Below are 18650 nucleotides of genomic sequence, written 5' to 3'. Positions count from 1 at the left end.
TCGATGTGGTCTGCGCCATACCGTAACACCAGAATGAACGATGTTCATTCTATTTCGAACAATGTTCATTCTATGATCTACATCACATTCAATTGAGTGCGGCGTTCGACAACGAACAGTGTTCGATGTGAATTGAGGATGCCGACCACCGCGACTACGGTGATCAAATGAGCAGTACCAGCAGCAAGTCGATCTACGGCGACGCCGAAGTGCGTCGGCGCCGAACACTCGACGCGGCGATCTCGCTACTGGACGAGGGTGGCTACTCCGCGCTCACGATCCGCGCGGTCGCCAAACGAGCCGGCACCAGCACTGGGCTGATCTACCAGTACTTCGTCGACAAGCAGGACATCTTCGCAGCCCTCTTGAGCGAAAGTCAGCTGGAAATGGCTGATTTCGTGAACTCGCTCCCCCGCGAGCAGGGACTGAGCGCATTGCTCGCGTCCATGATTTCCGAGTTTGCTCGGCACTGGGCACGGGTGGGTCGACTCACCACCACCTGGCGCGACATCGAAGGCATGGCCGGATCCGACCGAGAGAGCATGCGGGAACTTCACGCATCGGTCGCGGTCTTCAACTCGGCGTTGATTCGAGCGCTCACCGAAGCTGCTGCAGCCGAAGGAAGTCGGCTGATCGACGACCCTGCGCTGATCCACGTCGTGCTCTCCGGACTCAAAGGTCTGTCGGACACCATCGTCGTCAACATCGCCAAGGAGATCACGCCCGAGCATTTCGTAAACTTCTCCGCCCGGGCGCTCGCGCGGTCCATCACACAGTGACGGACCGGCACCTTACGAACGAACGAGACGAGCGATAGCCGCCTGTGCTTCCTTGATCTTGACGTCCGCTTCCGGACCACCCTGCTTGGCAGCTTCGACGACGCAACCTGCGAGGTGGGCGTCGAGAAGCTTCAGGGATACCGACTGCAGCGCGCTCGTCGCAGCGGACACCTGGGTGAGCACGTCGATGCAGTACCGGTCGTCTGCGACCATGCGCGAGATTCCGGCTACCTGACCTTCGATACGACGAAGGCGCTTGAGCAGATCGTCCTGCTCGGGGCTGTAACTACTCATACCGCAACTATACCCCCTACCCGTATGAGGGCTAGCGGGATGCGACGAAGCCCACCCGGACCCGGCGCACGACATCGATGGCCATCAGCCCCGCAACCAGAATCGACAGCCCGGCACCCGAGATCCAGAGGCCGTCGTAGTGCGTGCTCTCGAACGGCGGAGCGCCCTCCAAGATCGGGCCGAAGTCGGTAGTCGTCGTACCCGACCGCCAGCACACGATCGCCAGAATCGTGGCGGCGACGATGCCGAGGACACCGATCCACGTCTTCACGTCGACAAGCGGAGATGGCTGCGACTCAGTCATCGGCAGACCCGTCCGGTTCGACACCAACCGTGACAACCTGGCTCAACGCCTCGCGAAGTGCCCGATCGTCTTTCGCCCACGCCCGCACCAATCCCCCGGTGGTCAGACGCAAGCCGATACCGTGCCGACGCCTCGGCACTCCGGACAGCTCACCGAGTGCACGTGCCGTTTCCCACGGTTCCATTTCGTCCTCGTAGGCCGCGTCGTCGGACTCTGGGAACACCTCGGCGATCTCGGTGATCGGCACCTCTTCGGTTCCCTGACGCAAAGTAGTCGCGGTCAGAAGTACGCTCGCATGCCGGCGCGCGGCAATCACCTGCACGTACACCAATCCGGTGAGAATCACAGCGAACATCGCCAGACCGAACCAATGCACGACAGGGCCGGTGAACAGTTCGATGACCAAGGCGATCAGGCAGAAGATCGGACCGAACGCGACGGCCCACCACCGCGAACCCGGCTCGTAGTAGAGAACGTCCGGGCCGCTTTCAGGAGCACGGTCAGCCACGGGCAAACCAACTTCTTGTGGTGTCTCGGTAGATCGCAATGCAGGCACAGATCAGCATGACGGGAACGACAAGCGCGAGCACGGTACTGATCCCGGCCACCACCAGCGCGATCTGCAGCACCGCGAACACTCCCGAGACGATCACCAGGATTCGTCGACAGAGAGGTTTTCCGGCGCGCGTGGGACCGGCGAGGCCGCCGATCGCGAGACCGGTCAACAGCAGAACCAGCCCGGACACCCGCACGAAGGTGACGTAGATGTCGATGTTTCCGGCCGATATGCCTTGATCGGTGAACTGCTCACGCAGCGAATACGACGCGCTGGTGACGTTGATCAGGCCGAAGAGTATGAGTAGGAACGCGCTGGCGATCCACAGCCAAAATGCTGCCTCGACGGCTGTCGGGCGCCTGACCTTCGTAGAGATACTCACGGGTTCAAGTGTGCGCTATCCGCTGACGATGCCCGGAATCATGAGCACCAAGAGTGTCACCAGAACAGAGGCTCCGAGGATCGCGAACAAGATCACTTCGGTGCGTGAACCACGTTGGCGCAGTGGCGCGTCGTGGGTGCTTTCTGTGCGCAGGGCTTCCTGAGAACTCATCGCGTGCGACCTCTCCCCTACTACTGCAGTGACCCGTTTCACAGTACCCCGAGCTACCTACCGGTTCCCCGTCGGGGGGAAACGAAGAAAGTACGGATTGGACTCTTTTCGGTGCATCATCACAATCGCGCCGACAGCAGCGACTGCCTGCAGGATTTCCGCTCCGCCGAACAGCAGCGTGGCCGCGCCGCCGTCGCCGCCGAGCCCGAAGATCACCGGGATCGCGGAGACCAGCATGAAGACACCACAGAATGTCAGCAACATTCGAGCCCAGTTCTTGCCGCGACTCATCGAGCGCACGAACAGAAGGAACACCGCGGTGACGATCACGACCAGCACCGCGGAAAACACGATGACCAGTGGGAACATACCGTCCACGTCGGAACGCGTCAGGCCCGCGTCGACAGCCGCTTGGTTCTTGAGCATCTCGTCGACGAACATCGACTTCTGCCCGAGCAGCATCCAGATCATCGCGCCGCCCTGAACCAACCCCAGCGCCGTCACAGCCCACCACAACTGAATCGCAGTCACGACGTCCGTCGGCGGCTCGGGTTTCGGCGTAAGTCCTGGGTATCCGTTGTAACCGGGGCCGTATCCCGGGATCTGACCGGTTGGCATCGGTCCGAGTTCGCGGTACGGCTGGTTCTCGAACGGCTGGTTCTCGTAGGGAGGTTCCCGGCGGGGCGGTTCCTGGCGCGACGGCGGCCACTGCTCGGTCATGACACCAGCGTATCGGTCGATACGGGCGCAGCCACCATGTGCGGCACCGTCACAGACAACATGCGTGACACCGTCACAGCCATCCGGCAACTTCCGACGCCCAGTACGTGAGGACCACGTCGGCACCGGCGCGGCGAATGCTGGTGAGCGATTCGAGAATCGCAGCATCCCGATCGATCCACCCGTTCTGCGCAGCGGCCGTGATCATCGAGTACTCCCCCGAGATCTGGTACGCCGCGACCGGAACCGGAGACCGGTCGGCGGTCTCACGCAGAATGTCGAGGTAGGACATCGCAGGCTTGACCATCACCATGTCGGCGCCCTCGGCGATGTCGAGGTCTACTTCGCGCATCGACTCGCGGCGATTGGCACCGTCCTGCTGATACGTACGACGGTCACCTTGCAGAGAGGATCCAACGGCTTCACGGAACGGCCCGTAGAACGCTGACGCATATTTCGCGGCATAGGCGAGCTGGCCGACCTCGACATACCCGGATGCGTCGAGCGCACCTCGAATTGCAGCCACCTGGCCGTCCATCATGCCGCTGGGTCCGAGCAGGTGAGCACCCGATTCAGCTTGTGCGAGAGCCATTTCGACGTATCGGATCAAGGTCGCGTCGTTGTCGACAGCACCGTCGGCAGAGAGCACACCGCAGTGGCCGTGATCAGTGAACTCGTCGAGGCAGGTATCGGCCATGATGACCGTCGAATCACCGAGTTCGTCTGCCAGAGCGCGCAATCCGACGTTGAGGATGCCGTCGGGATCGGAGGCACCGGAACCCTGCGGATCCTTGTCCTCCGCTTTGGGGACACCGAAGAGCATCAGGCCACCGACGCCGGCTTCCACCGCTTCCACCGCAGCGGACCGCAACGAATCGAGGGTGTGCTGGAAAACGCCTGGCATGGAACTGATCTCACGCGGAGCGTCGATGCCGTCGGCGACGAACATCGGCAACACGAGGTGCCGGGGTTCGAGCGAGGTCTCTGCCACGAGCCGCCGGAGCGCAGGCGTACGCCGGAGCCGGCGAGGGCGATGAGTGGGAAACACGGAAGGGGCCCTCCTTCGTCGGGACCTGTGAGCGGTTAGGGAGTCCGCAGACTCCCCAACCACTCACGGGTGCGCTAGCGCCTTCGAGACTTCTTACGCGGGGGCGGCAAAGCACCTTCGGCGCGCAGACGAGCTGCGTGCTCGGCGAGAGCCTCCACCAGCGGTCCCACCTGCGAGGTCTCGGGCTGCACGTCGACGCGCAGACCGAACTCGATGGCGGTTTCGGCCGTCTTCGGGCCGATGCACGCGACCAACGTGCGGGCGTGCGGCTTGCCGGCGATGCCGACGAGGTTGCGCACGGTCGAAGACGAGGTGAAGCAGACGGCGTCGAATCCACCGGTCTTGATCATCTCGCGGGTCTCGGCCGGCGGCGGCGCTGCCCGGACGGTGCGGTAGGCGGTGACGTCGTCGATCTCCCAACCGCGTTCGCGCAAGCCCTCGGCAAGGGTTTCGGTCGCAATGTCCGCGCGCGGCAACAGAACCCGGTTGACCGGATCGAAAACATCGTCGTAGGGCGCGAATTCGGCCAGCAGGCCCTCGCTGGACTGCTCACCGGTCGGGATCAGCTCTGGGTTGATGCCGAAGGAGCGAACCTTGGCTGCGGTTGCTTCACCGATGCAGGCGATCTTCACACCGGAGAAGGCGCGAGCGTCGAGACCGAACTCTTCGAACTTCTCCCACACTGCGCGAACAGCATTGGTGGAAGTGAAGACGACCCACTGGTAACGACCGTCGACGAGGCCCTTCACCGAACGCTCCATCTGAGCCGGGCTGCGAGGCGGCTCGACGGCGATGGTCGGAACCTCGATCGGGATGGCTCCGTGAGTGACCAGACGGTCGCTCATCTCGCCGGCCTGATCCTTGGTGCGCGGCACGAGAACGGTCCAGCCGTACAGAGCGCGCGATTCCCACCACGACATCTTGTTGCGCTGCGCGACAACCTTGCCGACGGTGACGATGAGCGAGCCCACCAGTTCGGATCCGGCTTCGTTGAGCGTCGCGAGAGTTGCCTCGACGGTTCGCTGCTGACGAGTGGTGCCGCGGACAGTGATGGCAGCGGGTGTCTGCGGAGCCAAACCGTTCTCGACCAGCGCGCTGGCGGTCTCGGCAAGATGTCCGGACGTCGCGTGCAGAACCAACGGTCCCGGTGCAGCGGCCAGAGCAGCCCAGTCGACCTCACCACGAACGTCGGCCTCGGTGTGACCCGAGCCGAGCGCCATACCGGCGTAGCTCGGCACTGCCGAACCGGACGGAAGACCGGGGAGGACCTCGAACTGAACCTGCGTGCGAGCGACCGCGGTGACTTCTGCAATCACGGAATCCGTGGTCAGCGGGTCACCGGAGACCAGACGCACAACGTCGTGGCCGTTCTTGGCCTCGTGCACCAATGTCTTTGCAACCTCGGCCGGCTCACCGAGGGCCGGACGCACGTCCGCGATCAGCTCGCCGGTCTCCTCGTCGCGACCCATGTCGATGCCGACGAGCGCGACGACGCCCTTGTCGACGTCCGGATCGGTGAATGCCATTGCGGCGCCGGTGAGGACGTCACGTGCGCGAACGGTGAGCAGGGCGGGGTCGCCCGGTCCCGATCCCACGAACAGGATCCGTCCGGGAGTGTTCTTTCGGACTCGGGTCATCGGTGATTCTCCAGTGCGCTGTATCGAAATGGGAACTTGGTGCAAGTGCAAAGTGGGGCGTCAAACATCGGCTGCCTCGCCTGTAGTCACGTTCATCAACTCTCGGGCGCCGAGTTCGAGTAACTCGCGCGCCACCGCTCGGCCGAGTTCCTCGGCCTTGTCCGGCGCACCGACGGCGCCGGTACGGATGACGTCCGAGCCGTCGATGGCGGCTGCGCAGCCGCGTACCGACAGTTCGTCGAAGATTCTGCCGTCGTCGTCGAGGGATTCGACGATTTCCGCAATCGCACCGACCGGCGCGGTGCATCCGGCTTCCAACTCGGCGAGAAGTGCACGCTCGGCAGTGACTGCCGCTCGGGTACCCGCGTCGTCCTGCTCGGCCAGAATTGCTGCCAATTCCGTATTGGCAGAAAGGCATTCGACGGCCAAAGCGCCCTGCGCCGGAGCGGGGAGCATCTGTACGGGCTCGATGTTCTCGGTGATGAGATCGAGCAGGCCGATCCGCGACAGGCCGGCGCGGGCGAGGATCACGGCGTCGAGTTCACCGGATTCGACCTTGCCGAGGCGACGCTGCAGGTTGCCCCGCAGCGGCACGATGTCGAGGCCGAGCCCGAGTGCCTTCAGCTGTGAAACACGTCGCGGCGCCGAGGTTCCCACCTTGGAACCGGCCGGAAGCTCGCCGAGGACCAGACCGTCGCGGGCGACGAGCGCGTCACGCGGGTCTTCACGAGGCGGAATCGCAGCGATGACAAAACGTGGATCCTGCGCGGTGGGCAGGTCCTTGTAGGAATGCACTGCGACGTCGACGCGGTTGTCCAGCAAGGCTTCTCGAAGCTCAGCGGTGAATACTCCGACGCCGATCTTCTGGACGGGATCGGTGGACTGGTCGCCCTTGGTCTTGATGATGACCAACTCGGCGGGATGTCCGGCTGCAATGAGGGCATCGCGCACGGTTCCGGCCTGGGTGGTCGCGAGAAGACTTCCGCGAGTGCCGATCCGCAGCGGGCTCCCCGATTGCGGGGTGGTGACGCTCATGCCTGCAGGTCCCTTCCAGTGCGGTCGCCGTCCACCAGATCGGTGGGTGTGGCCACGGCCGCGGGAGATCCGGGGCTGAGTTCGAAGAGTTCGCGCAGCGCTGCTGCGTAGGAGTCGCCGCCGGGGGCCGACGCGAGTTGCTTGACGCGCACGGTCGGGGCGTGGAGAAGCTTGTCCACGACGCGGCGCACGGTGCGCGCAACCTCGTCGCGCTGCGGATCGTCCAGGCCGGGCAGACGCGAATCGAGCCGCATCAGTTCGGCTTCGACGACGTCGGCGGCGCGCTGACGCAAAGCCGTGACGGTCGGAGTGACCTCGGCGAGACGCTGGCCCGCGAGGTACGTCGCAAGCTCACCGGCAACGATGGTGCGTGCGGCATCTGCGTCGGAGGCGGCGGCGCCTGCCGCCGGATCACGCTGCAGCGTCTCCATGTCGAGAACGGTGACACCCGGCAGACCGGCGACGGCGGGATCGATGTCGCGCGGCAGCCCGAGGTCGCAGATGACCAGGTGCTTGGTGTTGTCGCGATCGGGCTCGGCGAGTGCGAGGTGCACATCCGCCAGGGTGACCACTGCCCCGACCGCGCCGGTACAGGTGACCATGACGTCGGCTTGCGCCATCGCTGCCGAAAGCTGGTCGAAGGCAACACCGTCGGCGTCGACGCCGTTGGAGCGTGCCGTCTCGGCGAGGTGCTCGGCGCGTTCCTGCGTCCGGTTGACGACGACGATGCGTTCGATTCCGGCGCGGGTGAGGTGCGCGACGGACAGACCGCCCATCGAGCCGGCCCCGACGACCACGGCAGTGCGGCCGGCCAGGCCACCCTCGCCGATGATGCCGGCTGCACGATCGAGAGCCACGGACACGACTGACGCTCCGGCGGAGTCGATTCCGGTTTCGGAATGCACTCGCTTACCGACGCGCAGTGCCTGCTGAGCCAGTTCGTGGACGACCCGTCCAGCGGCCTGCTGCGCATCCGAAGATGCGTAGGCCGAACGGATCTGGCCGAGAATCTGCTGTTCGCCGATCACCATCGAGTCGAGGCCACTGGCCACCGCGAAGAGGTGTTCGACCGCTGCTTCGCTGTAGCGGACGTAAGCGTGAGCGTGCAGCGCCGTCAGGTCGAGACCCGAATGGTCGGCCAGGATTTCACCGACTTCGGTGAGAGCACCGTGGAACGCGTCCACCACCGCGTAGACCTCCACCCGATTGCAGGTGGAGACGATCATCGCTTCGGAGATGTGCGAGGACGCCAGAAGCTTGTCGATCAGCTTCGGACGATCGGTGTCGGTCACAGCTACTCGCTCGAGCACCGGGACGGGCGCGGTTCGATGCGAGACCCCGACAAGCAGAACACTCACGGCGCGATCACTGATCCGTTTCTTGTCGAACCTGCTCCGACCGGAGCGGGTGAACTGGTGGATGGAACTGACGAAGCGGATGCGGCGTGAGCCACGCGTACTCGCGGCGCACTGGATGCCTGATCGGCATTGCGCGCACTGTTGAAGGAGAGAACCTGCATCTCGACGGCCAGATCGACGCGTCGCAGTTCCACGTGATCGGGAACGTCGAGGGCGATCGGCGAGAAACTCATGATGCAGCGCAGCCCGGCGCTGACGAACTGGTCGCACACGCCCTGAGCTGCCTCGTCCGGTGTGGAGATGACGCCGATGGTCGCGTTCAGTTCGCGGCAGGCGACGGTCAGTTCCTCGGTGCTGCGCACGACGAGATCGCCGACTCTGCTTCCGATTCGATCTGCGTCACTGTCGAAGAGTCCGACCATCTCGAAACCGCGGCGGCTGAATCCGCCGTAGCCGACCAGCGCCTTGCCGAGGTTTCCGACTCCGACGAGAACGACCTTGTGCCCGCGATCGAGTCCGAGTGCACGCTCGATGCGGATGCGGAGCCTGTTGACGTCGTACCCGACGCCGCGGACGCCGTTGGGTCCGAGGAACGACAGATCCTTACGCAATTTCGCTGATCCGACGCCTGACGCCTGGGCGAGTTCCTCGCTCGAGACGATGGAGGTACCCCGGTCGGACATCACTCCGAGGACCCGCAGGTATGCGGCCAAGCGCGTCACCGTAGCCTGGGGGATGACGCGATCCTGAGCGATCGGGTCGGTGACCGAGGCGCTGGCAGCGTCGGTGACAGAAGAGCCCGCAGCGCCGGTGACGCGCTGAGCCACAGGCTCATGCGTCTGGTGCGGTTCGGTCACGTCGCTGGCTCCTCGTCCGGTCGACACGACTGTCGACCTCCACGATGCTCCGGGGGGAATGTTCACACCACGGTAACCGCTTGTGAACCCATGCACAAAGTTGCTCGAGACGGGTGCGATGTGCCGTTCACCTGCAAAGCGGCTCCGCGCACAACTTTGAGGGTTGCCTTACTTGCGTAAATCGTCGCGGAGGCGTTCTTCGTCAACTTCCCAGTAACCGTGCTCGCGTCCGTCGAGAAGAATGACCGGCAATCTGTCTCCGTACTCCGCTCTCAGCTCTGGATCGGTCGTGGCAGCTTCGTCTACGTCGATGCACGTCAATTCCAGCTCGAACTCGGAACAGACCCGTCGTAGTACCTCCGCCGCGCCGACGCAGGACGCGCATCCTGCGCGTGTCAACAGGGTTACTTCATGCGTAGCTGCAGTCATCGACGCATACCTTTCTTCTGCTGGGATGCCATCTACTTGATCGGTCGAGTGTGCCTCCAGAGCCCCACTCGATACCAAATCGGCGGAGAGGAACGTCACACACCGCAGGGAAGGTCGCCATCCAACCCATCGGGCCTCATCGCGGAGGATAGGCTGACTCGAAGAGTTCTCTGCTCGAGAGTGCAACACGGGAGGTGCGGGTGCCTGCGCGATCACTACCGAACGGCTCCGGATTCGGATCAGGGCTGGCCGGGGTCATACTCCCCGGGCGTCGCCATGTGAAGAATCCGCTGGGCCCGAGTGAGTCGGAAGTTCGAGCCAATCTCGCCGGCGAGGCGAGTGCCGATGCAGCCCTGGCGTTGCACGAAGCTGCCAATCCCACAGAACCCGAAACCGGCGAAGAGCCGCCGACTGTTCCGCGCGACCTCACGGCCGCCGCATTCTTCGACGTCGACAACACCATGGTGCAGGGTGCATCGATCATCCACTTCGCCCGTGGTCTCGCTGCTCGCAAGTATCTCAAGACCTCGGATCTGGTCGATTTCGCGTGGAAGCAGATCAAGTTCCGAGTTACCGGCAGAGAAAGCAGTGACGACGTCGCGGAAGGCCGCGAGAAAGCACTGTCCTTCGTGGCCGGACGATCCACCGCCGAACTCGCCCGCCTCGGCGAGGAGATCTACGACGAGGTCATCGCCGACAAGATCTGGCCAGGCACGAGAGCGTTGGCTCAGATGCACCTCGACGCCGGACAGCAGGTGTGGTTGGTGACGGCGACTCCGGTCGAACTGGCTCAGGTCATCGCCGAGAAACTTGGACTGACCGGCGCCTTGGGCACCGTCGCCGAGAGTGAGGACGGCGTCTTCACAGGCCGCCTCGTCGGCGACATCCTGCACGGTATGGGCAAGGCTCACGCCGTGCGGACATTGGCCGTACGTGAAGGACTCAATCTCAAGCGCTGTTCCGCCTACTCCGACAGCCACAACGACGTTCCGATGCTCTCGTTGGTGGGGACGCCCGTGGCGATCAATCCCGACGCAGATCTTCGTGAACTCGCGAAGAACCGCGGTTGGGAAGTTCGCGATTTCCGCACCGGACGAAAGGCCGCCAAGATCGGCGTACCGACGGCGCTGGTGCTCGGAGCGGTCGGCGGGGCGCTCGCGGCAATTCTTGCCAGGCGCAAAGAACAGAACGCCTGAGCGGGTTCGGTCCGGATCCCCTGGCGATCCGGACCGAACTCAGCCGAGAAAGACGTTGCGACGCTTGGCCAACAGCCGATACAGCGTCTGCTGAATCGTCTCTCGAACGTGGTCCGTGACCTCGAACAGGACCATCGGATCGTCGGCGGCACCGCTCTCGAAAGTGTCGGTGACGATGGGCTTTCCGAACTCGATGTACCACTTCGACGGCAACGGAACCAGGCCGAGCGGCCCGAAGTGTGGGAACAGTGGTGTCACCGGAAAATACGGCAACCCGAGAACACGCGCGAGGGTGGTCAGATCACCGATTTTCGGATAGATCTCCTCCGAACCCACGATCGAGCACGGAATGATCGGAACACCGGTACGCATTGCGGCCGACACGAAGCCACCGCGCCCGAACCGCTGCAACTTGTACCGCTCACTGAACGGTTTCCCGATGCCCTTGAATCCCTCCGGAAACACCGCCGCGACTTCACCGTCGTTGAGCAGACGCTCGGCGTCGGGGTTGCACGCCAACGTATGACCGGCCTTGCGCGCCAGACCGCCCACCACCGGCATCTCGAAAGCCATGTCCGCAGCCAACATTCGCAGCGGGCGATGCGCCGGATGATGGTCGTGCACTGCGACCGACGTCATCAGACCGTCGAGCGGAATCACACCGGCGTGATTGGCAACCACCAGTGCTCCCCCGGTGAGGGGAATGTTCTCGATCCCACTGACCTCGACGCGGAACCACTTCTCGAACAACGGCCGCAACATCGGCATGACGACGTTGTCCGCGAAATGCGGATCGAATCCGAACTCGTCGACCTCGTAGTCACCGGACACCCGACGTCGGAAAAATTCTGCCGCCGAGCCGATCTGGTCGACGATCGCGGACCTGGCCGCATCGACGAACGTGCTCTCACCGCCATGGTCGGCCCCCGACGAAACTCCGGACGGATGCCGACGCTCACTTTGTTCACGGATGTCACGCTCCGTGCCCGTGACGGACTCACGCGAGCGCGAGGTTGCCGACTTTCCGGTGTGAGTTGCGCTGGGTCTCAGGGGAATTACCTTCGCCACGTCAGTCACCCCTTCACCGCACTTTGCCGCGACAACGGCATGTGCATCACGTCTGCACTTGCGCTCGCCGCGGCGGCGTCACCGCCGAGGATCGTGGTCAACGCATTCTCGGCCCGATCGATCCACTCGGACTTGATGATCCGGCGGGTCTGCATCGCACGCATGAAATCGTCGAGTGCCTGCATGGTGGTCCATCGCGGCTCGAACCCCATTTCGCTGCGCATGCGAGTGGTGTCGAGTCCGCAGCCGAACCGGAAGTACTCGAGTTGCTCGTCGGTGTACAGCCTCATGGACGATCCCACCAACGCGCTCCCGACACTGCGGAACAGAGCGAGTGGCATCGGAACTTCGACCCTGCCTGCCCGGCGGATCGCCTGCGACATCATCACCACTCCGTCGCCGGCGATGTTGTACGTACCCGAGGCGTGTCCGATGGTCGCCTTCTCCAACGCTGCGAGAGCATCCTCGACGTGGAGCAATTGCAGACGCGCGTTGCGCCCGACGATGGTCGGCACGAGCGGGGCGGTGACGTAATGCCCGACAGTTGCCGTCAGTTGAGGTCCGATCAGCGGCGCCAACCGCAGAATCCCGACCGAGATGTCGGGACGCCGACGCCCCATCCCGCGGAGGTATCCCTCGATCTCGAGACTGTCGCGGGCGTATCCGCCCGGCGGCCGGCGGCGCGCACTCATTTCTTCGGTGAACTGAGCGGGGTCCTTGGCACTGCACCCGTAGACGACCGAAGCCGAGCGCAGGACCACCTTGCGAACCGTCGGAGCTTTCTGGCAGACCGCGAACAGTTGCATTGCGCCGATGACGTTCATGTCCTTCATAGCGGCGCGACTGCCGGCTTTGGGGGCTTTCTGAAGCGTCGACGCATGCACGACGGTGTCGACCTCGGCGTTTCGGATCACTTTGCCGATCAGCGGATTGCGGATGTCTGCTCGCACGAATTCCGCGCGGCCCATTCTGCGCATCATGTCCTTGCTCGGACTGACCGCGTCGACGGCGATGACACGCTCGATCGACGGATTCTGCGCAAGCCTGGTAACCAGGTAGCCGCCGAGGAATCTGCTCGCCCCGGTCACCAGTACGACGCGAGGCGCCGTGCCCCCTGAAGTGTTGTCACCTTCAACCACCAAGTACCCCCATATCCAGTAGAAACGCGCTCTGCCGAAGCGTCCCTCCCGCGATTTTCCCCCACTTTACGGGCAGAGGGGGTCCCGCGCTGACTACCCAGATTTCGGTCATTCAAGACAAACCGCCCAGACAATGAGACGGCCGACACATCTCTCCCCGGAGATACGTCGCCCCTCCCCTGAAATACGTCGATGCCCGCCACCCCGGAAGGGGCGGCGGGCATCAACAGGTATTGCTTATTTACCGAGTTTCCTGCGCTGCACTCGGGTACGACGAAGCAGCTTGCGGTGCTTCTTCTTCGACATGCGCTTGCGACGCTTCTTGATCACTGAACCCATAGCGGGTGTCCCTCACGTTCTTCTCTAGCGTTCCTGCGCACGCCGGTCACGTACGCCTGCGCCAAGCAATTGGCGCCTGGCCCTCGTTTTAACTAGCTCAGCGCCTTACGACACCAGCTTGCTGGTACGACAGTGACTCATCGTACCGGTGTGGACTCACTCGGCATAAACCGAGCCTCCGGCACAGCAACCGCTGTGCCCGCGACTCGGCTCACGCCGAGGTCATCCGCTTCGAACCGGCTGGTCAGCCGGCATCGAAGTACGAGGTTTCGAGGTAATCGTGCACTGCCTTCGCATGTACACGGAACGAACGGCCCACTCGTACAGCGGGCAATTCGCCACTGTGTACCAACCGGTACACAGTCATTTTCGACACCCTCATCAAAGTTGCTACCTCAGCAACAGTGAGGAATTGCGTGCCGGCCACTGCCGGCTTTCCGTCGTGGGACGAACCCATGGACGGCTTGTTTGCAGACACCATTAATCCACATACCTCCAGCACGACTCGCGCCGCCGGCTTCCCCTCCGGCGGAACAGACACGTACGTACTAAGTCGAGCTTAGCTGTACTGGTGGGGTTAAAGCGACGGGTGTGGCTAAACGGACGACTATTCCGCAGCTGCACCCATCGCGGCCGAGCGCGACTTGGCGGCATCCAAGGCATCGAAGAACGCCGTCCGCAGGCCGCCCGCTTCGAGCTGACGCAGTGCTGCGGCCGTCGTTCCGCCCGGTGACGTCACCGCGGCGCGAAGATCCGTTGCGCTGTCGCCGGTGCGATCGAGCATCGCTGCCGAACCGACCATCGTCTGCACCACCAATTCGGTAGCGACCGGGCGCGTCAGGCCGAGACCGACTCCCGCGTCGATCATCGCTTCGGCAACCAAGAAGAAGTAGGCCGGCCCGGAACCCGAGACAGCCGTGACCGCGTCGATCTGCGATTCGGGAACTGTGACTACCTTGCCGACGCTGCCGAGGATGCCGCGCACAAGCTCGAGATGCTCGGCCTTGACGTGGCGTCCGGGTGACAGAACACTCACGCCCTCCCCCACCAACATGGGGGTGTTCGGCATGACGCGGACGACCGGGAACCCTGCCGGCAGACGCGTTTCGAAGAACCCGGTGGGGATTCCCGCCGCGAGAGAAACGATCAACTGCTCGAGGTCACCGTCCAGATCGACCTTCGTCAACGCGGTGAGCGCTGATTCGACGTCGTTGGGCTTGACCGCGATGACGATGACGTCTGCACCCTCCGCAGCATCGGCGACCGTGCTGACGCGGATGGAGTATTCGGCAATCAATTCGTCTGCGCGAGGCTGATACTGCTCGGCGACAACCAGATCCTTGATGGCGTGGCCGGCCTGCAACAGCCCGGAGATCAGCGCCTCGCCGATCTTGCCGCCACCGATAATCGCAATTCTTGTCATGGCGAACAGCCTGCCACGACCGCAGCGATCGACCCTAGCGGGGCATCATCGCCAGCTGACGGCTCTGGACGACAACCGCTCCCGCCGAATCGAGGACTGCGTGGTCCTCTTCGAACCACGTGCTGCCCAGAACATCCGAACTTGCTCGCACGCGAAGCCATCCCGGTGTCGGCAGTCGGCGCAGGTACGTCGTCAACTGCACTGTCGGCGCCCATCCGAACAAGCCGCGGTTCATCGTCACCGGCGCGCTGATGTCACCTGCCATGATGGCGAACAGCACAGCGGTGTCCAGATCGTTCTCGTCCTCGGGTCGAGGACGAACCCACATCCTGACCTCGGCCTCGCCTTGGCTGCCGGTCAGGAAGTGCGCCGAGGTGGTGTCGATTCGCATGTCGCAGCCCTGCCCGACGTGCACGACCTGAGCCATCGGATGATCACCGATGACGGCCACCGCACTCTCCGGCGGTTCCGGTGACATGTCGTCGATCGACGAGGCCGTCACGAAAGTGGGGTCGCCGTCATCGGGGAATCCGAGCGTGACCGCCGCGCGAACAGCGCTGCGACCGGCCTGACTCAATTCGACGTCGAACAACGCGACCTGCCGTCCCTGCTTGCGGACCGTCACTTCCAAGTCGACTTCACCGGGGTCGGGGGCGGAGAGATAGTTGGCGCTCACCGCGAGTGGCTGCATCTTCAAAAGCGAGTCGTTCTCACCTGCGCCGTCTCGCAGACATTGACGCGCGGCAGCGGCGCACACAGCCATCATGGAGCCGCCGTGCACTTTCGGCCCGATGGTCCAGATCGGGTCGATCGTTGCGGTGTATCGCCCGTCGCCGAGCGAGGTGAGGCGATTGAGATCTTGAAAGGGGCTGGTGCTCATCGATTTTCCTGTTCAGTGCTTTCTCGGTGTTGCGGGAAATGTCGTGCGGCCAAGTCTTGGTGTGCCAAGCGTCGCAAAGCTGTCAGGACGGGTTCGTACATGGCGGTTCCGAGGACCGCATAGCGAATGCCGTCCTCGGTCGAACTGGTAGGCATCAGCTCGATTTCCACTTCGGCAATTCCTCGGATGTGCTCGCCGTAGGCGCGCAATCGCTCGTCCGAGAGGCTCAGTCCGGCATCCTCGAGGCCGATCAGTGCCCGCTCGAGGTGCGCGACCGCCACGTACCTCGGCTCGAAGACCTGACCGAGAAACTCCAGAACCTTGCAAGCTCTGGGGAACTCTGGATCCGGTTCAGGTTCGACATAGGGCGGTAGTTGAGCGATCGCGCGGCCGAAAGTCTCGAATTCGGATCGCTCGTCACTGTCCACCAATTCGAGCACCGCGCGAATCCGTGGAATCGCGAGTCCCGCCCCGGCCAGGGCCCTGATCAACGCGAGTCGCCGGACGTGCTGTTCGCCGTACCTCGCTCCCGTTGCGCTGGTCGGCTCACCAGGCATCAGCAGACCTTCACGGAGGTAGTACTTGATCGTGGCCAGTGCGACGCCGGACTGCGCGGCCAGTTCGGAAACCTTCACCGCTCCTCCGTCCGTCCAACTCGCTCGGCCATCACTGGATAGTGATGCTATCCAATGGTGGCCGAGCATCGGTAAGGAGGACACGCCTTGCGCTAGGGTTGAACCTTCTTTGCGCACACCACCAGAAATTTCCGAACGGAGCGAACAGGCGGAATGACGGATTTGCAGTCGGAGGCTCAGCCCGACGAACAGTGGCGCATCGTCGAACCACTGGCGCTGACTCCCCTGCTCACCGCCGCACTCGAGGTGTTCCACGAACTCGGTTACCACGGAGCGTCGGTTCGTGACATAGCCAAACGCGCCGGCGTCACCGTGCCGACGCTGTATTACCACCACGGCAACAAACAAGGCATCCTCGTCGCACTGATGGAACCGGGAATCGAGAACGTCACCGCGCGCGCGAGCGCTGCCGTCGACGCTGCCGGGCCGTCGCCGACGGCACAGTTCGGCAATCTCATCGAGGCCTGCGTCCTTCACATGACCAGTCGATCCGACATAGCCTTCCTCGATTCCGAACTGCGGTACCTCGAGGAGGCGGAACGAAAGAGCTACGCCGCCAAGCGAAAGAAGCTCGAGAACCTACTCGTCGACGTACTGACGGCAGGCGTCGAGAGCGGTGAGTTCACGGTCCCGGACATCACCGGAACGGGCCGCGCACTGCTGGGCATGTGTCAGTCCGTCGTGCTCTGGTATCGACTCGACGGACCGCAAACTCCACGCGAAGTCAGTGTCCTCTACCGCGAAATAGCCCTGAAAGCCGTCGGCGTCACTTCGTGACGTCCGAACTTCCCGGCATGTCCGAATAGCCCTTAACTGACGAACGTCACACCTCCCGGCTGACACCGAAACCGGGACGCGCCCACGGTCGCGGGTCCACACTTAGAAGCAGAGATGCGCGGGGTGGATCCGCAGACCGAGGGAGTTCTTGACGTATGGCCAACAGCAATCCATTTGTTCCTCCTAGCGCGGTCGACGTCGACCTTTCCGCGGTCGCCTGGGGGGCGAACCGCACGATGTCCGACTTCGAGACTGGAATGTGGCGGATGGAAGAAGCGCAGCCGCAACTGCGCTCACCGATCGTTGCGGTAGAGGTTCTCGATCGCGCCCCGGACTGGGACCGTCTGCTCGACGCAGTCGAGTGGGCATCGCACGTGGTTCCGCGCATTCGTATGCGAGCGGTGGAACCGGCGATGCAGTTGGGCAATCCGGTGTGGTCCGTCGATCCGGAGTTCGACATCGGCTATCACCTACGACGGGTTCGCTTGCCTGCACCCGCGGATTTCGATCACGCGTTGCGCATGTGTCGCCACCTGGCCACCGAACCCTTCGACAAGGCTCGGCCGCCGTGGAGCGCGCTGCTCATCGAAGGTCTCGACGACGGTCGCGCCGTGTTCGTGGTCAAGACTCACCACTCCATCACCGACGGCATGGGTGGCATCCAGATGATGACGCTCCTGCACAGCAGGCGCCCGGATCCCACCCCGAACAAGCCCGACCGCACGCCGCCGGCTCCTGAGCACCTGTCTTCGGTAGGCGCCTTCGGCGAGGAGGTCGTCAGCGAGATCCGGCGGGCGCCCTCGCGTATCGCCAAGCTGGTCCGCGGCGCTACCAATGTTGCGACCACGGCGATCTCGAGTCCGATCACGACGGCTTCCGAGGTCCTCGGTTACGCCAATTCACTCCGCAAGATCGTCACTCCCCCGGCTCGCTCCGGTTCCCCACTGCTCCACGATCGTGGTCTCGGACGGTGGTTCGGAACTCTCGAGGTGGGTGTTCCCGAGCTCAAGGCCGGGGCAAAAGCTGCCGGCGGTTCACTCAACGACGCGTACGTTGCTGCCCTGCTCGGCGGGTTCCGTCGCTACCACGAATCGTTCGGGCAATCCGTCGACAGCATTCCGATGGGTATGCCGATCAGTATGCGTACCGGCGCGGATACCAACGGCGGCAACCGGTTTGCAGCAGTCCGCTTCAACGGCCCGGTCGCCGAGACCGATCCGGCCAAACGCATCAGGCAGGTACGAGAAATCGTCCTGGGTCTGCGTGAGGAACCGGCGTTGGACGCTCTCGACGTCGCTGCCCCGATCCTCGCCCGCCTGCCAAATTATCTGCTCGCGAACTGGTATCTGTCCCAGTCGACTGGACTGGACCTGCAAGCGAGCAACGTCGCCGGCGTACCGGTGCCGGTGTATCTCGCCGGAGCGAAGATCGAGCGTATGTTCCCGTTCGGGCCGGCGCCCGGTTGCGCGGCAATGGCAACGCTGGTCTCCCATGTCGGAGTCTGCTGCATCGGAATCAATCTCGACACCGCTGCGATCACGAAACCCGCCTTGCTGATGCAGTGCCTGCAGGAGAGCCTGGACGAGATCGTGGCTCTCGGAGTTCCAACGGAAGGTGCGTGAG

General features: G+C 63.5%; 23 protein-coding genes. 4 read left to right on the top strand and 19 right to left on the bottom strand.

Translation table 11 applies throughout. The annotated features are described in order from the left end of the window. Positions 1-167 precede the first annotated feature (167 nt). Positions 168-779 (top strand): TetR/AcrR family transcriptional regulator, encoded by a 612-nt coding sequence (locus ACWF6P_RS11935; RefSeq protein WP_378537550.1) that lies wholly within the window; start codon positions 168-170, stop codon positions 777-779. Between the two features lie 12 nt (positions 780-791). On the opposite strand, the gene ACWF6P_RS11930 is transcribed toward ACWF6P_RS11935, so the two are convergent. The 12 genes from ACWF6P_RS11930 to ACWF6P_RS11875 all read right to left on the bottom strand — a co-directional run bounded on the left by ACWF6P_RS11930 (position 792) and on the right by ACWF6P_RS11875 (position 9570). Next, positions 792-1073 carry a metal-sensitive transcriptional regulator gene (locus ACWF6P_RS11930; protein WP_003942012.1) on the bottom strand — a complete coding sequence of 94 codons (282 nt, stop codon included), beginning with the start codon at positions 1071-1073 and terminating at the stop codon, positions 792-794. Positions 1074-1104: 31 nt separating this feature from the next. Further along, the gene (locus tag ACWF6P_RS11925; RefSeq protein ID WP_378447136.1) at positions 1105-1377 is read right to left on the bottom strand and encodes a hypothetical protein; all 273 of its coding nucleotides are present in this window, start codon (positions 1375-1377) and stop codon (positions 1105-1107) included. Then, positions 1370-1885 (bottom strand): hypothetical protein, encoded by a 516-nt coding sequence (locus ACWF6P_RS11920; RefSeq protein ID WP_378447135.1) that lies wholly within the window; start codon positions 1883-1885, stop codon positions 1370-1372. Before ACWF6P_RS11920 ends, ACWF6P_RS11925 begins: the two co-directional genes overlap by 8 nt. Continuing rightward, entirely contained in the window at positions 1878-2315 is a 438-nt protein-coding gene (locus ACWF6P_RS11915; RefSeq protein WP_378447134.1) for a hypothetical protein, read from the bottom strand. The genes ACWF6P_RS11920 and ACWF6P_RS11915 overlap by 8 nt, the downstream gene beginning before the upstream one ends. A 15-nt stretch (positions 2316-2330) precedes the next feature. Further along, positions 2331-2486 carry a hypothetical protein gene (locus ACWF6P_RS11910; RefSeq protein WP_019744371.1) on the bottom strand — a complete coding sequence of 52 codons (156 nt, stop codon included), beginning with the start codon at positions 2484-2486 and terminating at the stop codon, positions 2331-2333. 57 nt (positions 2487-2543) lie between these two features. Beyond that, complete coding sequence (locus tag ACWF6P_RS11905; protein ID WP_452621132.1) at positions 2544-3206, bottom strand: hypothetical protein; 663 nt, start codon at positions 3204-3206, stop codon at positions 2544-2546. 73 nt (positions 3207-3279) lie between these two features. After that, positions 3280-4254 (bottom strand): porphobilinogen synthase, encoded by a 975-nt coding sequence (gene hemB / locus ACWF6P_RS11900; protein ID WP_378537544.1) that lies wholly within the window; start codon positions 4252-4254, stop codon positions 3280-3282. A 74-nt stretch (positions 4255-4328) separates the two neighbouring features. Continuing rightward, positions 4329-5891, bottom strand: a complete 1563-nt coding sequence (locus tag ACWF6P_RS11895) for a bifunctional uroporphyrinogen-III C-methyltransferase/uroporphyrinogen-III synthase (RefSeq protein ID WP_003941969.1) — start codon at positions 5889-5891, stop codon at positions 4329-4331. A gap of 60 nt (positions 5892-5951) precedes the next feature. After that, entirely contained in the window at positions 5952-6926 is a 975-nt protein-coding gene (hemC, locus tag ACWF6P_RS11890; RefSeq protein WP_378447131.1) for a hydroxymethylbilane synthase, read from the bottom strand. Next, positions 6923-8284: a glutamyl-tRNA reductase gene (locus ACWF6P_RS11885; protein ID WP_452621131.1), complete on the bottom strand. Its 1362-nt coding sequence runs from the start codon at positions 8282-8284 to the stop codon at positions 6923-6925. Before ACWF6P_RS11885 ends, hemC begins: the two co-directional genes overlap by 4 nt. Further along, positions 8281-9168, bottom strand: coding sequence for a redox-sensing transcriptional repressor Rex (locus tag ACWF6P_RS11880; protein WP_042923244.1), 888 nt, complete (start codon positions 9166-9168; stop codon positions 8281-8283). Before ACWF6P_RS11880 ends, ACWF6P_RS11885 begins: the two co-directional genes overlap by 4 nt. A gap of 141 nt (positions 9169-9309) precedes the next feature. Beyond that, positions 9310-9570 (bottom strand): glutaredoxin family protein, encoded by a 261-nt coding sequence (locus tag ACWF6P_RS11875; RefSeq protein ID WP_452621130.1) that lies wholly within the window; start codon positions 9568-9570, stop codon positions 9310-9312. A 200-nt stretch (positions 9571-9770) separates the two neighbouring features. Between ACWF6P_RS11875 and ACWF6P_RS11870 the strand changes: the two genes are divergently transcribed. Next, the gene (locus ACWF6P_RS11870) at positions 9771-10766 is read left to right on the top strand and encodes an HAD family hydrolase (protein WP_378638147.1); all 996 of its coding nucleotides are present in this window, start codon (positions 9771-9773) and stop codon (positions 10764-10766) included. 39 nt (positions 10767-10805) lie between these two features. Here the strand turns inward: ACWF6P_RS11870 and ACWF6P_RS11865 are convergent, their stop codons facing one another. The 7 genes from ACWF6P_RS11865 to ACWF6P_RS11835 form a co-directional block, all read right to left on the bottom strand. Then, positions 10806-11843, bottom strand: coding sequence for a lysophospholipid acyltransferase family protein (locus tag ACWF6P_RS11865; RefSeq protein ID WP_452621129.1), 1038 nt, complete (start codon positions 11841-11843; stop codon positions 10806-10808). Beyond that, the gene (locus ACWF6P_RS11860) at positions 11840-12973 is read right to left on the bottom strand and encodes an NAD-dependent epimerase/dehydratase family protein (RefSeq protein WP_452621128.1); all 1134 of its coding nucleotides are present in this window, start codon (positions 12971-12973) and stop codon (positions 11840-11842) included. Before ACWF6P_RS11860 ends, ACWF6P_RS11865 begins: the two co-directional genes overlap by 4 nt. A 237-nt stretch (positions 12974-13210) precedes the next feature. Then, positions 13211-13312: a 30S ribosomal protein bS22 gene (locus ACWF6P_RS11855; RefSeq protein WP_003402602.1), complete on the bottom strand. Its 102-nt coding sequence runs from the start codon at positions 13310-13312 to the stop codon at positions 13211-13213. A 244-nt stretch (positions 13313-13556) separates the two neighbouring features. Beyond that, entirely contained in the window at positions 13557-13793 is a 237-nt protein-coding gene (locus ACWF6P_RS11850; protein ID WP_003941845.1) for a helix-turn-helix domain-containing protein, read from the bottom strand. A gap of 126 nt (positions 13794-13919) precedes the next feature. After that, positions 13920-14735 (bottom strand): pyrroline-5-carboxylate reductase, encoded by an 816-nt coding sequence (proC, locus tag ACWF6P_RS11845; protein ID WP_378550300.1) that lies wholly within the window; start codon positions 14733-14735, stop codon positions 13920-13922. A 34-nt stretch (positions 14736-14769) separates the two neighbouring features. Further along, on the bottom strand, positions 14770-15615 hold the full coding sequence (locus ACWF6P_RS11840; protein WP_378447126.1) for a thioesterase family protein: 846 nt from the start codon (positions 15613-15615) through the stop codon (positions 14770-14772). After that, on the bottom strand, positions 15612-16250 hold the full coding sequence (locus ACWF6P_RS11835) for a MerR family transcriptional regulator (RefSeq protein ID WP_452621127.1): 639 nt from the start codon (positions 16248-16250) through the stop codon (positions 15612-15614). The genes ACWF6P_RS11840 and ACWF6P_RS11835 overlap by 4 nt, the downstream gene beginning before the upstream one ends. Before the next feature lie 153 nt (positions 16251-16403). On the opposite strand from ACWF6P_RS11835, the gene ACWF6P_RS11830 reads away from it, so the two are divergent. Next, positions 16404-17027 (top strand): TetR/AcrR family transcriptional regulator, encoded by a 624-nt coding sequence (locus tag ACWF6P_RS11830; RefSeq protein ID WP_452621126.1) that lies wholly within the window; start codon positions 16404-16406, stop codon positions 17025-17027. 155 nt (positions 17028-17182) lie between these two features. Then, positions 17183-18649 carry a wax ester/triacylglycerol synthase domain-containing protein gene (locus tag ACWF6P_RS11825; RefSeq protein WP_452621125.1) on the top strand — a complete coding sequence of 489 codons (1467 nt, stop codon included), beginning with the start codon at positions 17183-17185 and terminating at the stop codon, positions 18647-18649. Position 18650 lies beyond the last annotated feature (1 nt).

This window comes from Rhodococcus sp. NPDC055024 (assembly GCF_053608585.1).
The sequence above is the reverse complement of the archived record's forward strand: the minus strand, read 5'-3'. Positions and strand labels throughout refer to the sequence as shown.

Coding starts and splice junctions, on each gene's coding strand:
- ACWF6P_RS11830 (WP_452621126.1), top strand. CDS start 16,404: ATGACGGATTTGCAGTCGGAGGCTCAGCCCGACGAACAGTGGCGCATC.
- ACWF6P_RS11910 (WP_019744371.1), bottom strand. CDS start 2,486: ATGAGTTCTCAGGAAGCCCTGCGCACAGAAAGCACCCACGACGCGCCA.
- hemC (WP_378447131.1), bottom strand. CDS start 6,926: ATGAGCGTCACCACCCCGCAATCGGGGAGCCCGCTGCGGATCGGCACT.
- ACWF6P_RS11875 (WP_452621130.1), bottom strand. CDS start 9,570: ATGACTGCAGCTACGCATGAAGTAACCCTGTTGACACGCGCAGGATGC.
- ACWF6P_RS11895 (WP_003941969.1), bottom strand. CDS start 5,891: ATGACCCGAGTCCGAAAGAACACTCCCGGACGGATCCTGTTCGTGGGA.
- ACWF6P_RS11905 (WP_452621132.1), bottom strand. CDS start 3,206: ATGACCGAGCAGTGGCCGCCGTCGCGCCAGGAACCGCCCCGCCGGGAA.
- ACWF6P_RS11855 (WP_003402602.1), bottom strand. CDS start 13,312: ATGGGTTCAGTGATCAAGAAGCGTCGCAAGCGCATGTCGAAGAAGAAG.
- ACWF6P_RS11850 (WP_003941845.1), bottom strand. CDS start 13,793: ATGGTGTCTGCAAACAAGCCGTCCATGGGTTCGTCCCACGACGGAAAG.
- proC (WP_378550300.1), bottom strand. CDS start 14,735: ATGACAAGAATTGCGATTATCGGTGGCGGCAAGATCGGCGAGGCGCTG.
- ACWF6P_RS11825 (WP_452621125.1), top strand. CDS start 17,183: ATGGCCAACAGCAATCCATTTGTTCCTCCTAGCGCGGTCGACGTCGAC.
- ACWF6P_RS11840 (WP_378447126.1), bottom strand. CDS start 15,615: ATGAGCACCAGCCCCTTTCAAGATCTCAATCGCCTCACCTCGCTCGGC.
- ACWF6P_RS11925 (WP_378447136.1), bottom strand. CDS start 1,377: ATGACTGAGTCGCAGCCATCTCCGCTTGTCGACGTGAAGACGTGGATC.
- ACWF6P_RS11930 (WP_003942012.1), bottom strand. CDS start 1,073: ATGAGTAGTTACAGCCCCGAGCAGGACGATCTGCTCAAGCGCCTTCGT.
- ACWF6P_RS11935 (WP_378537550.1), top strand. CDS start 168: ATGAGCAGTACCAGCAGCAAGTCGATCTACGGCGACGCCGAAGTGCGT.